This window comes from Alkalibacterium sp. m-11, assembly GCF_054658155.1.
In genome coordinates this window covers 1-14,878 of record NZ_BAAGIR010000003.1, presented here as the reverse complement: position 1 = coordinate 14,878, position 14,878 = coordinate 1, and the positions used below count along the sequence as shown (strand labels likewise).

Below are 14,878 nucleotides of genomic sequence, written 5' to 3'. Positions count from 1 at the left end.
ATCACTGTAAAAAGGAGTGGGACAAATGAAGTATCTACAACGTATAGGCCGATCCTTGATGCTGCCTGTGGCGGTCTTGCCTGCAGCAGCTATTCTGATGGGTATCGGGTATTGGATCGATCCGAGCGGTTGGGGTGGAGAAAGCCAGATTGCGGCTTTCCTGATCAGCGCAGGAGCATCCCTTATCAATAACATGGGTATACTGTTTGCGATAGGGGTAGCCTTAGGCATGTCCAGGGACAAGAACGGGTCGGCTGCTCTGAGCGGTCTGGTCGGCTGGCTTGTGACAACGACCATGCTGAGTCCGGATACGGTTGCCCAGCTGCAGCAGATTGACGTGGAAGAAGTGAACTTGGCTTTTGACAGTATCGAAACGCAGTTTATCGGTATCCTTGTCGGTATTATTGCAGCGGTCATTTATAATAAATTCAGTGGAGTCAAGCTTCCTCAAGCTCTGGCATTTTTCAGTGGAAGACGTCTTCCGCCGATTATCACTGCAGTAGCCTCACTAGTCTTGTCAGGTATACTGATGTTTGTCTGGCCACCAGTCTTCGGTCTGCTCGTTGACTTTGGAACATTCATCAGTGGTCTGGGAGCCTTTGGAGCCGGGTTATATGGGTTCTTTAACAGGCTGCTGATTCCGACGGGTCTTCACCATGCTTTAAATGCAGTATTCTGGTTCGATCTGATTGGAATTAATGACATTCAGAATTTCTGGGAAGGAACAGGAGTAGTGGGGGTGACAGGCATGTACCAGGCCGGTTATTTCCCTGTCATGATGTTCGGACTGCCTGCCGGTGGTCTGGCTATGTATCAGATGGCTGATTCAGACCAGAAGAAACGGGTCGGCTCATTGATGCTGGCCGCAGGATTTGCAACGTTCTTTACAGGCGTGACAGAACCGTTGGAGTTTGCCTTCATGTTCGTCGCACCTTTGTTATTTGTAATACATGCCCTGCTGACAGGTCTTTCTATGTTTATTGCAGCGACATTTAACTGGACTGCCGGGTTCGGTTTCAGTGCCGGGTTTGTCGATGGCGTGCTCAGTTTCAGGCTGCCGATGGCCAATCAGCCGTACATGCTGATCGTTCAGGGACTCGTATTTGCGGTCATCTATTATTTTGCTTTCCTCTGGGCAATTAAAACATTCAATTTGAAAACGCCAGGTAGAGGAGAAGAACTGGCGCTCGATGAAGGAGAAGTATCAGGAGGACCGACAGCTACTGCCTCGCCGACAGCCAACCAGGGGATAGACAGAGATCCTGTCCTGGCTGCAGATAACAACGAATACCGTAGAAAAGCAGAAATCATCCTCGACGGCCTGGGTGGCCAGGAAAATATCGGCTCTCTGGACTACTGTGCCACACGACTGAGGCTGGAGATAAATGACATGAACAAGGTAAACGAAAATAGAATCAGGCAGGCAAACGTACCAGGACTGAGAAAAACAGGACGGAACACAATGCAGGTCGTTGTCGGAACGGATGTGGAATTCGTAGCGAACGAAATGGAAAAATTAAAATAAGATTGCGCATTACCTGAGCCTTTGGTAGAATAAGTGGAAAGATAAGAAAAACAGTGCACAGGAGTAGTAAGTGTCTCTTTCTTCCAGAGAGTGTATGGGTGGTGAAAATACACAGAAAGACAGCTGAACTCGCCTGACAAGTTGCCTCGGGGAATCAAGTACCCGCTGCCGTTTTCCGCGTTAAGGACTGGAGGCTGTTTTACTTCATGTAAAACAGTAAACATAGGTGGTACCGCGATCATTAACGCCCTATGAGTAACAGCTCGTCTGTTATTCATAGGGCATTTTTTAATTTAAAGGAGAGAATTGTATGTCATTCAACCATAAGACGATCGAACAGAAGTGGCAGGCTGTCTGGGAAAAGAACCAGACGTTCAGAACCACTGAAGATAAGAACAAGGATAACTTTTATGCGCTTGATATGTTCCCGTATCCATCAGGTCAGGGGCTGCATGTCGGGCATCCAGAAGGGTACACGGCAACAGATATTATTTCACGAATGAAGCGTGCGCAAGGCTTCAATGTGCTTCATCCGATGGGATGGGATGCCTTCGGTCTTCCGGCTGAACAGTATGCACTGGATACCGGAAACGACCCAGCTGAGTTTACTGAAAAGAACATTCAGACTTTCAAGCGTCAGATCAAGTCGCTTGGTTTCAGTTATGACTGGGACCGTGAAATCAATACGACAGATCCTAACTACTATAAATGGACGCAATGGATCTTTACGAAGCTGGTTGAAAAAGACTTGGCTTATGAAGCGGAAGTCCCTGTCAACTGGTGCCCGGCACTTGGTACCGTTCTGGCAAATGAGGAAGTCATTGACGGAAAATCCGAACGTGGAGGACATCCAGTCTACCGTAAACCGATGAAGCAGTGGATGCTTAAGATTACGGCATACGCAGATCGTCTGCTGGACGATTTGGAGGAAGTGGACTGGCCGGAACACATCAAGGACATGCAGCGTAACTGGATCGGCAAGTCTGAAGGAGCTGAAATTACATTCGGCATCAAGGATTCTGCTGAATCGTTCACTGTCTTCACAACTCGTCCGGATACGATTTACGGAGCGACCTATGCTGTTCTTGCACCGGAATCAGATCTGGTCGACAAGATCACCTCAGCTGAACAGAAAGAAGCAGTCGATGCTTACCGCACTGAGGCAAACAAGAAATCTGACCTTGAGCGTACGGATCTGAATAAAAATAAAACGGGTGTCTTTACAGGAGCTTATGCAGTAAACCCAGTAACCAACGAGGAGATGCCGATCTGGATCGCTGACTACGTCCTGGCTTCATACGGTACTGGGGCAATCATGGCTGTTCCTGCTCATGATGAACGTGATTATGAATTTGCTCAGAAATACGATCTGACGATTCGTCCAGTCATTAAAGGCGGAGATACAGACAAGGAAGCCTATACGGGTGACGGTGAGCATATCAACTCTGGTATTCTGAACGGCCTGAATCAGGAAGAGGCAACAGAGACCATCATCACTTACTTGGAAGATAACAATATCGGTGAATCTAAGACAACTTATCGTCTGAGAGACTGGCTGTTCGCCCGCCAGCGTTACTGGGGTGAACCGATTCCTGTCATTCACTGGGAAGATGGCACGACAACCACAGTGCCTGAAGAAGATCTTCCGGTAACCTTGCCTAAAACGGATGAAATCAGACCATCCGGTACAGGTGAATCACCGTTGGCCGTCATTGAAGATTGGGTCAATGTAGTAGACGAAAAAACAGGTATGAAAGGGAAAAGAGATACGAACACGATGCCGCAGTGGGCAGGAAGCTCGTGGTATTTCCTTCGTTTCATCGATCCAAAGAACCCGGACCAGCTGGCAGATCCTGAAAAACTGAAACAGTGGCTGCCTGTCGATCTTTATATTGGCGGAGCGGAACACGCAGTACTTCACCTGCTTTATGCTCGCTTCTGGCACAAATTCCTTTATGATTTAGGTCTGGTTCCGACTAAAGAGCCATTCCAGAAACTTTACAACCAAGGTATGATCCTGGGAGAAAACAATGAGAAAATGTCCAAGTCAAAAGGGAATGTTGTCAATCCAGACGTCGCAGTGGAAGAATACGGTGCAGATACATTGCGTCTATATGAAATGTTCATGGGACCTCTGGATGCAGCCATCGCCTGGAGTGAAGACGGACTGGAAGGCGCACGTAAGTTCCTGGACCGTGTCTGGCGCCTATTCATCGATGAAGATGGAAAAGTCAGAGACCGCATCACCACTTATGACGACAAATCTCTAGAGGTTGTCTTCCATCAGACTGTGAAGAAAGTGACGGAAGATTATGAGAATCTGCAATTCAATACAGGAATTTCCCAGTTGATGGTTTTCATCAATGCCGCGTATAAAGCAGAAGGTCTGCCGCTTGACTATGTCAAAGGATTCATCAAGATGCTGGCACCGATCGCACCTCACGTCTCGGAAGAACTGTGGGCGAAAGTGACCGGAGCTTCCGAAAGTATTTCCTATGAAGAGTGGCCGTCATATGATGAAACTAAACTGGTTACGGATGAAGTAACGGTCGTTTTCCAGATCAACGGAAAGGTTCGTTCAAAAGCACAAGTGTCGAAATCGATAACGAAAGACGCACTTGAAGAACTGGCGCTTGCAGACAGTAGAATCCAGGAGATGCTGGAAGGACAGACCGTACGAAAAGTTATAGTTGTCCCAGGGAAACTAGTCAACATCGTAGCTAATTAACAGTTAGGGGATAAGAGGGAAGGGAGAGTCCTTCCCTTTTTCTCTGTAAAATAAAGTGAGGAAAGCTTATGCAAAAATCATCCGACCTGAAAACTCCAACAAAAAGTGACCTGAAAAAATTTACTCAACTGATCTGGTCAACGAAGATCTCAAAAGGGCTCATTGCAATCGGACTCGCAGGCAGCCTCCTGACGACCTTTACACAACTGATGATTCCACTCGCCACTCAGCAGTTCATAGATGGCATCGAATTCGACCAGTTTGGACCGTGGCTAGCTGCTCTGATTGTAGGTATCTTCATTTTTCAGGTTATTTTCAATGGATTTTCAAATTATGTGCTGCACAAGATCGGTCAACGGGTAGTGGCGAGTCTGCGTTCTTTTTTATGGAATAAAGTGATCAAGCTCCCTGTTTCCTATTTTGATCAGTATGCATCAGGAGAAGTGGTCAGTCGGATCACGAATGATACGACGATCGTCCAGAATCTGATCTCGTCCTTTTTTCCGCAGTTTATCAACGGGATTCTGTCCCTGTTTGGTATTTTTATTATCTTGGTACTCATGGACTGGCAGATGACTTTGGTCATGCTGACGGCAGTTCCACTTGCACTAATGCTGACGCGTCCTCTAGGAAAGAAAATAGCTAAAGTATCCAGAGAGATGCAGGATGAGACGGCCTCGTTTTCCGGAAAGATCCAGCAAACGATCGCTGAAATCAGACTGATGAAATCCTCAACAGCTGAAAGCTATGAACAGTCAAAAGGTAAGAAGGACATTGAAAAACTTTACACCATCGGATTAAAAGAAGGTAAATACATGGCCATCATCAGTCCGCTTATATATACGCTTATGATGGGGGTCATGGTGTTCGTCATCGGTTACGGAGGTGTACGCGTAGCCAGAGGACAGATGACTACGGGTCAGTTGGTAGCATTTCTGCTTTATTTGTTCCAAATCATTTTTCCGATCATCACCTTCATGAACTTCTTCATGCAGATGCAGAAAGCTACCGGTGCAACGGACCGCATCTCATCTATTTTAGAAGAAAAAGAGGAAGCTGAAGAACAGGGAGAAGACAGAACCATTGCTGACCTGCCTATTATTTTTGATCAGGTCAGCTTTTCCTATGAATCTGAGAAAGAAGTGCTCAAGTCCATTTCCTTTGAAGCACTTCCGGGAGAAAAGGTTGCGTTTGCTGGTCCAAGTGGTGGAGGGAAATCCACACTTTTTGCACTCCTGGAGCGGTTCTACACACCAGACAGTGGAGAGATTCGAGCAGGAGAGGTGTCTATAGAGACAATCTCGCTCAGTTCATGGCGCAGTCAGATCGGGTACGTTTCTCAGGAAAATGCGATGATGTCTGGAACCATCCGTTCCAATGTCTGTTACGGGCTGCCGGATGCCGACAGCATATCCGACGAGCGCTTGTGGGAAGTACTTGAAATGGCTTATGCTAAAGAATTTGTGGAGGAGTTTCCGGGCAAGCTTGATGAACCGGTTGGCGAACGAGGTCTGAAATTGTCAGGCGGACAGAGGCAGCGGATCAATATTTCCCGTGCCTTTTTAAGGGATCCTAATATCCTGATGATGGATGAGGCGACAGCCAGTCTGGACAGTCAGTCTGAGGAAAAAGTATCTAGTGCATTGAAGAAACTCATGGTCGGGCGGACCACTTTCGTCATTGCCCACCGCTTGAGTACGATAGTAGACGCAGACAAGATTCTGTTCATAGAACAGGGGCGTTTGACTGGTATAGGCAGGCACGAGGAATTGATGAAGACGCATCCTCTCTACAGATCCTTTGCTCATCAGCAGCTGGCAGATGAATGATGTGACAGTTTAACGAAAAAGAGATGAAAAATATTTATCTTTCGCTCAAAAGATTGCACGGAAACACTTAAAGCAGTAAAATAGAGTCTGTTACAAAGGAGCACTTTGCTCCTTTTTTCTATGAAAAGCGATAGGTAAAATGAATCCAGCGCACACAGGAGTGACAGCCAGCTGGTATCGAGTGAAAAGAGGGTTCTAGAATGAGTTCTGAAGCAACAAAAGGATTAACTAAAGAAATGTCTCATGACGAAAGAATGATAAGCGGAACTGCCTGGATGACTGCCGGAAGCATGATTTCCCGTATATTGGGTGCCTTGTATATCATTCCCTGGTATGCCTGGATGGGTGGACAGGGTCCGGGAGATGCAGCGAATGCATTGTACCAGATGGGTTATACGCCTTATGGGTTCTTTCTTGCTCTGGCGACGGCTGGCGTACCGAGTGCTATATCCAAACAGGTGAGTTACTATAATGCATTAGGGGAGTATGGGGTTTCAAAGGCCATATATAAACAGGGTCTCAAAATCATGGCTATCACTGGAGTCGTTTCAGCTCTGGTCATGTTTGTAATGGCACCGCTGCTTGCTGAAGCCAGCCCATCAGCCAGCGCATCTGAAGCCGTTCTAGTCATGCGCTCACTGACTCCGGCTTTACTCATCATTCCTGCTCAGAGTGTCACACGCGGATTTATCCAAGGACATAATACGATGAAGCCGTCTGCAGTGTCTCAAATACTGGAACAGCTGGCTCGAATCATTTTCCTCCTGTCAACTGTGTATGTCATCAGAGAGGTCAATTCCGGTGAAGTGGTGACAGCCGTTGCATTCTCTACCTTTGCAGCGTTTGTGGGAGCAATTTTTTCACTAGGTTATCTAGGATTTGTGCTCAAACGCATGAAGACAGCCTTCAACTATGAGCCTGAAGAAAGCAAAGGCGAGGTATCAGTCTCACCGAACGAGCTGATCATAAATATTATTAAAACGTCGATTCCATTCATCATCATTGCGACTGGAATCATCGTCTTTCAAATCGTCGACCAGGTCACATACGGCCCGCTCATGTCTGCCTTTTCAAATATGAGCGAAAGCATGATCGAACAGACTTACGGAATCACTCAGGCCAATGCACATAAACTGATCATGGTACTCACTTCTTTCGGTACGGCCATGTCGATCGCTTCAGTTCCTCTTATCAGTGATCTGATTGCGAAAAACAATATGAATGAAGTGCGCAGACAATTTTCAAAAGGAATCCAGCTTCTGCTGTTTGCCATGTTCCCTGCAGCAATTGGTATGGCTGTCGTCGCTGAACCGTTGTATACCATTTTCTACGGCAACAATGCTCTCGGAACTGGCATCACACAAGTGTCAGCTGTGATGAGTATATTTGTTGCACTATATGCGGTGCTGGGGAATATGCTTCAGGCTGCCAACCTGACTCGTCCGGCTATCAAAGCTCTGATGACCGGACTGGTAGTAAAAGTGGTCACCCAGGTTCTATTCGTATCATGGCTCGGTCCATACGGCATGCTGCTGTCATCTATCGCCGGTTTTGGCATAAGCTGCTGGCTGATGATGCGTATCATGCATGAACACACACACTATTCCGCAAGCAGACTGTTCAGACGTTCCCTTTTGATCCTGATTTTATCTGGAGCTATGGGAGTTGGAACACTTATTGTAAAATGGGGACTAGGATTCATCCTGAATTATGAAATAAGAATGCACTCGTTGATTGCGCTTGCAATAATAGCAGTAGTCGGGATCCTTATTTATGGTTATCTTGTGCTGAAAACGAGACTAGCTGACCGACTGATCGGTGCTAAAGCTGAACGTGCACGAGCTAAATTTAGAATGAAATAGAATACTCTTTGCACACTCAAGAGTTTATGAAATAACGAAAGGAGAGCATATGAGACTTGATAAACTGCTGGCCCACAGTGGCTTAGGCACACGAAAAGAAGTAAAGAAACTGTTAAAAACCAAAATAGTCGAGGTCAATGAAAAAACCGTGACGGACCCGAAGACTCATGTCGATCCTGATACGGACAAAGTAACGGTCGGTGGAGAAAAACTGGATTATCAGGAGTTTGTCTACTTCATGATGAACAAGCCTCAAGGCGTTATCAGTGCTACTGAAGACCTGATGCATGAAACCGTGCTTGATCTTCTGGAGATGCAGGACAGTCTGCAGGAGCCTCATCCGGTCGGTCGTCTGGACATCGACACAGAAGGGCTGCTGATACTGACAAACGACGGCAAGCTGACGCATCGACTGCTTTCACCGAAGCATCATGTAGACAAGCGGTATTATGCAGAAATAGACGGCATAGTCACTAAGGAGGATATCGTCCAGTTTAAAGAAGGTGTAACTCTGGATGACGATTATGAGACACTTCCTGCCGATCTGGAAATTCTGTCAACAGATGAGGAAGCTGGAACGTCAGTCATTGAACTGGTTATTCGAGAAGGGAAGTTCCACCAGGTCAAGCGTATGATACAGGCAGTCGGGAAAGAAGTGACCTACCTGAAACGCCTTGAAATGGGGCCAATCAAACTCGATGACACACTTGAACTTGGTGCTTACAGAGAACTGACGTCAGAAGAAGTCGAGTTATTGAAGAAAGCGTAAATATAAAAGAGATGCCCTTGAATCCGTCCAACTAATGCTGGAAACTTGGATTGAAGGGCATCTTTTTTTGTATTATTGGCCGATCGAAGGAAGTTAATCTGTTGGATTACTTAAATAGTCTTAAGACAAATGTTTGCAGATTTAGAACAAAACAATCATTTATAGTGAGGAAAAAGCCGCCAAATCGGCTTTTAACTACTTAAACAGACGATCAGTATCTGTTATGTAGAAGACAGCAAAATGACCAGCTATAGCCATTTGTCAGGCAACGACTGGTCATTTATTTATAGCACAAAGGTTTGAAGAACGAGCGCCAGGAAGCCGGCACCGACATAGGAGAACGCCAGAGCCATCGTCCATTTCATTTTTCTCTTATCCTGTTCGTGTTCTTCTTCTGTGACATATTCGCTTGCCTGAGGTGTGGACCACAGGGCGAACACGAAAAATCCGGCAATACCGAAAAAGTACAGAAGGTCCAGATTCATCAACATCAGGAGAAAACCGAGGAGAAACACCCAGATAGAATTGATCAGCAACTTATTTTTTTTCATCGTACACACATCCCTCTATGTGAACTACCCACCACTTAAATCCTCCGGATTTTGAAGTGGGGGCTTCCTACGAACTCCATTCTTGTCTGCACAGGTTTCATGCAGACAGAGGAATCGGATATGGGTAGGCTCAAAAGGCAGTCCCTGCCTCATAGGTTTTCTTTTACTTGGCTAACGCCAAGGAATACTCAGTAGGCTTGGTTGTCGCCTATATAGACTTGGTTATCGTCTATATATAAAGTATACCAAATGAGAATGACATTAACCACTTCAAGCTATCGCTTGACCGAAATTCATCTCCCACTTTCACTGGTGCTTCGCACCCATACGCTTAGAAGTGGGAGATGAATTTCGGAATTACGTTAAAAACTCTATCTGCATAAGTGTATCTTTTTTTATACTTGTTGACAATATATCCATAAACAGACAGAGGAAATTTAGGAAATTCTTCATAGATAACAATGAGTTTGTCAGACCACTTGGAAGGGAAATTGCCTTGTCCGATATCTTTTATGAATCCAAAGACCACTCAAACGAACCGTTTCCCACTGTCGTATTTTGAAAAAGTTTTCATTGTTTCAGGAATCTGCTCAATAATATGTGTTGGCAAGGTAACGTACTGGTGTCTGGCTAGTTCATCGCCAATGTAGCTGTGCAGGTATACGGATGCCAGAACAGCGTGTTTCTTATGCTCAAACTGTGCGACAAAACCGGCAATCATTCCAGCCAGAGCATCACCCATGCCACCGGTAGCCATTGCAGGATTCCCGGCAGTATTTTCCCAGACTTCATCCTCGTAATAGACCTCCGTCCGACTTTTTTTCAAAACCACTACCGCATTCAGATCCTTCACTTTCTGATGGTTCAGTTCAACGTCTTGATCATCGATCGGTACACCAGTCAGTGTACGCCACTCGCCTAAATGAGGCGTCACGATCAGTTCTGCTTTCAGAGGAGGGAGATTTTCATTGACATGCAGATGAATAGCATCCCCATCCAGAACTAGGATTTGCTCCTCGTCAATTGTTTCATAAACGGTTTTCATTACATCAGCCGCCCTCTGATCACGACCCAGACCCGGTCCAATGACGATCACATCCATCCCATCGATCATGGATTCCAACTGCTGGAGATCATACAACGTCAGACACATCGCTTCAGGAAGTCTGGAGTGAAGGGCAGCGTGATTACTTGGATCTGTAGCTACTGTCACCAGACCTGCGCCGCTGTGAACACAGGCTGAAGCAGATAAAATAATCGCGCCACCCATATTTTCGTTACCTCCAACTAACAGTACCCGACCATACGTACCTTTATAACTGTCTTTTTTTCGTTCAGTAATAAAGGCTTCTACTTTTCTTTTAGTTATTTTATTCATCTGGCATGCCTCCTTTCCTTTAGTTTACTCTTCAAATACTATCCAGTCGAGTAAAACCAGTCAGCATGTTTAGTTGACTGTTATAATGTGGAAAGAAGTGTTCGTGTCATCTTTAATTGGAGTTTAATGAAATAAATGATAAAATAGAGAAAGAGACACGAAAATGTATAGGAGGAATGTAAGAATGACTGAACACTCAATTGACTGGAAAGCTGAAGCGGCGAAACGTAAAGATGCGTTTCTGGAAGACTTGTTTGACCTGCTTCGTATCGATAGTGTACGTAATGATGATAAAGCAACAGAGGAAGCGCCTGTTGGACCTGGTCCCAAAGAAGCACTTGAGGCATTTCTGGCTTTAGGTGACCGTGATGGCTTCACAACAAAAAATGTAGATAACTGGGCTGGCCACATCGAATACGGTGACGGAGACGAACTCATGGGCGTACTGGCTCACGTCGACGTTGTCCCTACAGGAACGGGATGGGAAACAGATCCGTTTGAACCCGTGATCAAAGATGGCCGTCTCTATGCACGTGGATCAAGCGATGACAAAGGACCTGGTATGGCGGCTTATTATGCGATCAAGATGATCAAAGACCTTGATCTGCCGGTCTCCAAGAAAGTCCGTTTCATCATCGGAACAGATGAAGAAAGTGAATGGAAAGGCATCAAGCATTACCTTGAAACTGAGCCTGAACCTGACTTTGGTTTCTCACCGGATGCCACATTCCCGATCATTAATGGTGAAAAAGGGAATACAACTGTATTCATCGAAACAAAAGGAGACGGGTCCGGAGCATCAAATGAATTAGTTCAGTTTGAATCAGGCCTGCGTCCGAATATGGTTCCTCAAGATGCGGTAGCCGTCGTTAAAAGTGACGACCCTCAAGCTATCGAATCTGGACTGACTGACTTCCTTAATGGACTACCAGTCAAAGGGACAGCGGCTGTGGACGGAAACAAAGTAACGCTGGAATTCACCGGTAAGGCGGCTCACGGAAGCAAGCCGGCCAGTGGAGTCAATGCAGCGACTTACCTGGCACGTTATTTATCAGACTTTAATTTTGGAAAAGATGCAAAAACTTTCTTGGAAGTCATCACACTTTATCTGCACGATGATCCTGAAGGGAAAAAACTGGGTATCGATCATACGGACTCCGTAATGGGAGAGCTGACTTCCAATCCGGGTGTCTTCTCCTATAAAGCAGAAGAAGGCGGAAAAATCACGGTCAATATGCGTTACCCTCAAGGGACAACAGAAGATAAGATCTTAGATACTTTCAAAGACAAGCTGTCTCAGTATGATGTAGAGCTTTCAAACAGTGAAGGGAAGGAACCTCACTATGTTCCTGCCAACGATCCGCTTGTGACAACACTGCTGGACGTTTACCATCGTCAGACTGGGCTTGAAGCTCACGAAATGGTTATTGGTGGCGGAACATACGGCCGTCTGATGGAACGCGGAGTCGCATACGGCGCAATGTTCCCGGACAGTGTTGATACGATGCACCAGGCCAATGAATTCATGGCTGTAGATGATCTTATGAATGCAATGGCAATCTACGCAGAAGCAATCTACGAACTGATCAAATAAAGATAAGCTGAATGAAAAAAGGAAGAGCCGCGGCTCTTCCTTTTTTCTAATATGCTCAAATTAAAATTACTCACTAAAAGAAGCCATTCCTGAGAATAAAATGGCTTCTTTAGTACTTATTCCGTTAGTTACCAGCTGACTTGTGAATGGTCAACTGTCCAAGTCTCTCCTTCTTCCCTGTGGAGGTGTCCGGAAGAGTAGGGCTCATCATCGACTGTCAGCGAAACCTCTTCAACATTGTAGTAGGCTCCAATGGTATTGACCAGTGCCTGAACAATGAGTGACTCGATTCCCGATCCGGCATTCATATCATCAATCAGTTCTACGGAAAAGTCGGCATATGCAATGCCATCATCTCCAAGATACATATAGTTGATTTCAGCTGACCCAGCAATCAGAGCTAAAGAGTCGTAACCCTCGGCCTGTCCTCTCAGGACTTCTGTCAAAGCCACTCGAATGGGCTCGTTAGTATACAATTCAATAGACGTATTGACAGCTTGAAGCTCAGTAGCCTGATCATCGAGTGTAAAAACTGTCACGGAATGTTCTTCTGGCTGATTTTCCGCAAGTTCTGTCAATGTTGAACGAATCTCCATCTCATCGTCACCGGGATTTGAAATGCGCTCGACCAGCCCAATGCCATCAGCATAGTAATACACTGTCGTATTGCCTTCGCGTTCGCGCGTCAGTTCGATTGCATCAAAGGTTCCGAAAGGGAGGTCAATTTCAACTGCCACATCAGTTATTTCAGTTACTGAGCCAGTCGGGCTCTCCCAGGAGTGACCGGCTTCAATAGGCAGCTGGAGAATAATTTCGTGGTCATCCTGCGCACTGCTCAATCCGGTGTCCATCATATCATCTCTGAAATAGGTTTCCGGACGTACAAAAATTTCCCGTATTTCATCCTCAGTATACTCATAGACAGTAACCACATCGGTTCCAGCAGTCGACTCAATCATCTGAAGCGTGTCATCATGGGCGAACTGAGGATAACGGGTGAATGAGGCATACTCTATGCCTTCACCCTCGTATTCAAGCCAGGTGTCTTCCAGCTTGGGGAACCAGACTTCAAGATCTTGTGATACGGCATAGTCATCTTCAGTAAGGTCGTCCGTGTCGTCTTCATCTAAATCTTCGTCATCCTGTTCGGGTGCGATGACTTCTTCATCCGGCTCGTCGATATCCTCACTGTCATCTTCGTTATTGCAGCCAGCGAGAATGAGGCCAGCGGAAAGTGTCAGATACGTATACTTCAGCCAAGTGTTCGTCAACATTCTTATCACTCCTTAATTGGTGCTCAGTAATTTTTGTGAAGAGCCGTTCTGTAGATTTCTCTTGAAATATCCAAAGTCTGGTCGCCACGTTCCGAAATAGAATCATTGCCGTGTGCTTCGAGTTGTGAAACTAAGGTATCAATATCCTCTTCTTGAACGTTGACTTCAGAAAGGTTGACGGGCATGTCGATCGACTTGAAGAAGATGATCGTTTTAAGAATAGCTGCATCAATTTTTTCTTCTTCAGTCCCATCAGAAATGCCCCAGACTTTTTCGGCATATTGAACTAGTTTGTCCCATTTCTTGAGTTTACGGACCGTCATCACAGCCGGCATGATTGCAGAAAGCGTACGTGCATGGTCTGTATTGTTCAAGACAGTGATCTCATGGCCAAGTGCATGTGTCGACCAGTCTCCAGGTACTCCTCTGGACAGCAGGCGATTCAGCGCCAGAGTAGCGGTCCACATGAAGTTAGCTCTCAGATTGTAGTCATGCTTCGATTCGTCAATGACGTCCGGTCCAATTTCGATCAGGATGCGAAGCAGGCCTTCAGCAAATTCATCCTGCACTTTTCCGCCGACAGGATAAGTCAGATACTGTTCCAGAATATGAATGAATGAGTCAGTGATCCCGTTGGCCAGCTGCCTTTTTGGAAGAGTATAGGTCAGTTCAGGTTCGAGAACGGAAAATTTCGGAAAAACTTCCCAGCTGCTGAAGCTGACTTTAGCTTTCTTTTCCTTGAATGAAATAACTGACGTCTCATTCATTTCGGTCCCAGTGGCGGGGAGAGTCAGGATCGTTCCAAAAGGCAGGGCAGACTGGACAGGTTTACCAGCCCCGACACCTTTTCCGAAGATATCAGAAGGATTTCCATCAAATTCTGCTGCTGCGGCAATGAATTTCACGCCGTCAATGACCGATCCGCCACCGACTGCCAGCAGATAATCATATCCTTCTTCCTTGATAAGCTCCACGGCCTGCATGCAAGTTTCAAATGTCGGATTAGCTTCGATTCCGCCGAATTCGCCGACAGTCTCGTGTGACAAGGCTTGTTTTACACGGTCAAGTGTTCCGAATCGTTTGACGCTGCCGCCACCGTATAAGATGAGAACTTTCTTATCAGAAGGGATGTGCTTATCTAATTGTTCGATTTTATTTCTTCCGAACAGTATTTTAACAGGATTGTAAAAAGTAAAATCAGATATCTCTGGTTTCATATTAGTGCCTCCTTTGTAGTATAAGTTAGTGTCAATACTTTCTTTTAATAATTGCTTACAATGGTTGTTATATCAAGGAAAAGCAAAAAAACACTTGCCCCTCCCCTAAATCTCGTTCAAAATAGTAGGTACCAACCAAACTACTTCCAAG

10 protein-coding genes and 1 other annotated feature are annotated in these 14,878 nt (G+C 45.7%); of the genes, 6 read left to right on the top strand and 4 right to left on the bottom strand.

Annotated elements, in window-relative coordinates:
* The first annotated feature begins 25 nt into the window (after positions 1–25).
* The 5 genes from nagE to ACYQ2O_RS00685 all read left to right on the top strand — a co-directional run bounded on the left by nagE (position 26) and on the right by ACYQ2O_RS00685 (position 8,713).
* The gene (nagE, locus tag ACYQ2O_RS00705) at positions 26–1,525 is read left to right on the top strand and encodes an N-acetylglucosamine-specific PTS transporter subunit IIBC (RefSeq protein WP_346025548.1); all 1,500 of its coding nucleotides are present in this window, start codon (positions 26–28) and stop codon (positions 1,523–1,525) included.
* Between the two features lie 44 nt (positions 1,526–1,569).
* Positions 1,570–1,780: a binding site (T-box leader), on the top strand.
* 55 nt (positions 1,781–1,835) lie between these two features.
* On the top strand, positions 1,836–4,253 hold the full coding sequence (leuS, locus tag ACYQ2O_RS00700) for a leucine--tRNA ligase (protein WP_459795814.1): 2,418 nt from the start codon (positions 1,836–1,838) through the stop codon (positions 4,251–4,253).
* Positions 4,254–4,321: 68 nt separating this feature from the next.
* Positions 4,322–6,082: an ABC transporter ATP-binding protein gene (locus tag ACYQ2O_RS00695; RefSeq protein WP_346025546.1), complete on the top strand. Its 1,761-nt coding sequence runs from the start codon at positions 4,322–4,324 to the stop codon at positions 6,080–6,082.
* Positions 6,083–6,282: 200 nt separating this feature from the next.
* On the top strand, positions 6,283–7,944 hold the full coding sequence (locus tag ACYQ2O_RS00690; protein WP_346025545.1) for a putative polysaccharide biosynthesis protein: 1,662 nt from the start codon (positions 6,283–6,285) through the stop codon (positions 7,942–7,944).
* 49 nt (positions 7,945–7,993) lie between these two features.
* Positions 7,994–8,713, top strand: a complete 720-nt coding sequence (locus ACYQ2O_RS00685; RefSeq protein ID WP_346025544.1) for a pseudouridine synthase — start codon at positions 7,994–7,996, stop codon at positions 8,711–8,713.
* A 284-nt stretch (positions 8,714–8,997) separates the two neighbouring features.
* On the opposite strand, the gene ACYQ2O_RS00680 is transcribed toward ACYQ2O_RS00685, so the two are convergent.
* Together ACYQ2O_RS00680 and ACYQ2O_RS00675 are read right to left on the bottom strand one after the other, a co-directional pair.
* Positions 8,998–9,264 (bottom strand): hypothetical protein, encoded by a 267-nt coding sequence (locus ACYQ2O_RS00680; RefSeq protein ID WP_346025543.1) that lies wholly within the window; start codon positions 9,262–9,264, stop codon positions 8,998–9,000.
* 529 nt (positions 9,265–9,793) lie between these two features.
* Positions 9,794–10,642, bottom strand: coding sequence for an NAD(P)H-hydrate dehydratase (locus tag ACYQ2O_RS00675; RefSeq protein WP_346025542.1), 849 nt, complete (start codon positions 10,640–10,642; stop codon positions 9,794–9,796).
* Between the two features lie 184 nt (positions 10,643–10,826).
* Between ACYQ2O_RS00675 and pepV the strand changes: the two genes are divergently transcribed.
* A complete protein-coding gene (gene pepV, locus ACYQ2O_RS00670; protein WP_346025541.1) occupies positions 10,827–12,236 on the top strand; it encodes a dipeptidase PepV in 1,410 nt (469 codons plus the stop codon).
* Positions 12,237–12,364: 128 nt separating this feature from the next.
* Here pepV and ACYQ2O_RS00665 read toward each other — a convergent pair whose 3' ends face one another.
* Both ACYQ2O_RS00665 and ACYQ2O_RS00660 read right to left on the bottom strand, forming a co-directional pair.
* Positions 12,365–13,510 (bottom strand): GerMN domain-containing protein, encoded by a 1,146-nt coding sequence (locus tag ACYQ2O_RS00665; RefSeq protein ID WP_346025540.1) that lies wholly within the window; start codon positions 13,508–13,510, stop codon positions 12,365–12,367.
* Between the two features lie 23 nt (positions 13,511–13,533).
* Positions 13,534–14,727: an iron-containing alcohol dehydrogenase gene (locus ACYQ2O_RS00660; RefSeq protein WP_346025539.1), complete on the bottom strand. Its 1,194-nt coding sequence runs from the start codon at positions 14,725–14,727 to the stop codon at positions 13,534–13,536.
* Positions 14,728–14,878: the final 151 nt, after the last annotated feature.

Excerpts from the sequence above, each read along its gene's own strand:
- nagE (WP_346025548.1), top strand. The coding sequence starts at position 26 with ATGAAGTATCTACAACGTATAGGCCGATCCTTGATGCTGCCTGTGGCG.
- leuS (WP_459795814.1), top strand. The coding sequence starts at position 1,836 with ATGTCATTCAACCATAAGACGATCGAACAGAAGTGGCAGGCTGTCTGG.
- ACYQ2O_RS00695 (WP_346025546.1), top strand. The coding sequence starts at position 4,322 with ATGCAAAAATCATCCGACCTGAAAACTCCAACAAAAAGTGACCTGAAA.
- ACYQ2O_RS00690 (WP_346025545.1), top strand. The coding sequence starts at position 6,283 with ATGAGTTCTGAAGCAACAAAAGGATTAACTAAAGAAATGTCTCATGAC.
- ACYQ2O_RS00685 (WP_346025544.1), top strand. The coding sequence starts at position 7,994 with ATGAGACTTGATAAACTGCTGGCCCACAGTGGCTTAGGCACACGAAAA.
- ACYQ2O_RS00680 (WP_346025543.1), bottom strand. The coding sequence starts at position 9,264 with ATGAAAAAAAATAAGTTGCTGATCAATTCTATCTGGGTGTTTCTCCTC.
- ACYQ2O_RS00675 (WP_346025542.1), bottom strand. The coding sequence starts at position 10,642 with ATGAATAAAATAACTAAAAGAAAAGTAGAAGCCTTTATTACTGAACGA.
- pepV (WP_346025541.1), top strand. The coding sequence starts at position 10,827 with ATGACTGAACACTCAATTGACTGGAAAGCTGAAGCGGCGAAACGTAAA.
- ACYQ2O_RS00665 (WP_346025540.1), bottom strand. The coding sequence starts at position 13,510 with ATGTTGACGAACACTTGGCTGAAGTATACGTATCTGACACTTTCCGCT.
- ACYQ2O_RS00660 (WP_346025539.1), bottom strand. The coding sequence starts at position 14,727 with ATGAAACCAGAGATATCTGATTTTACTTTTTACAATCCTGTTAAAATA.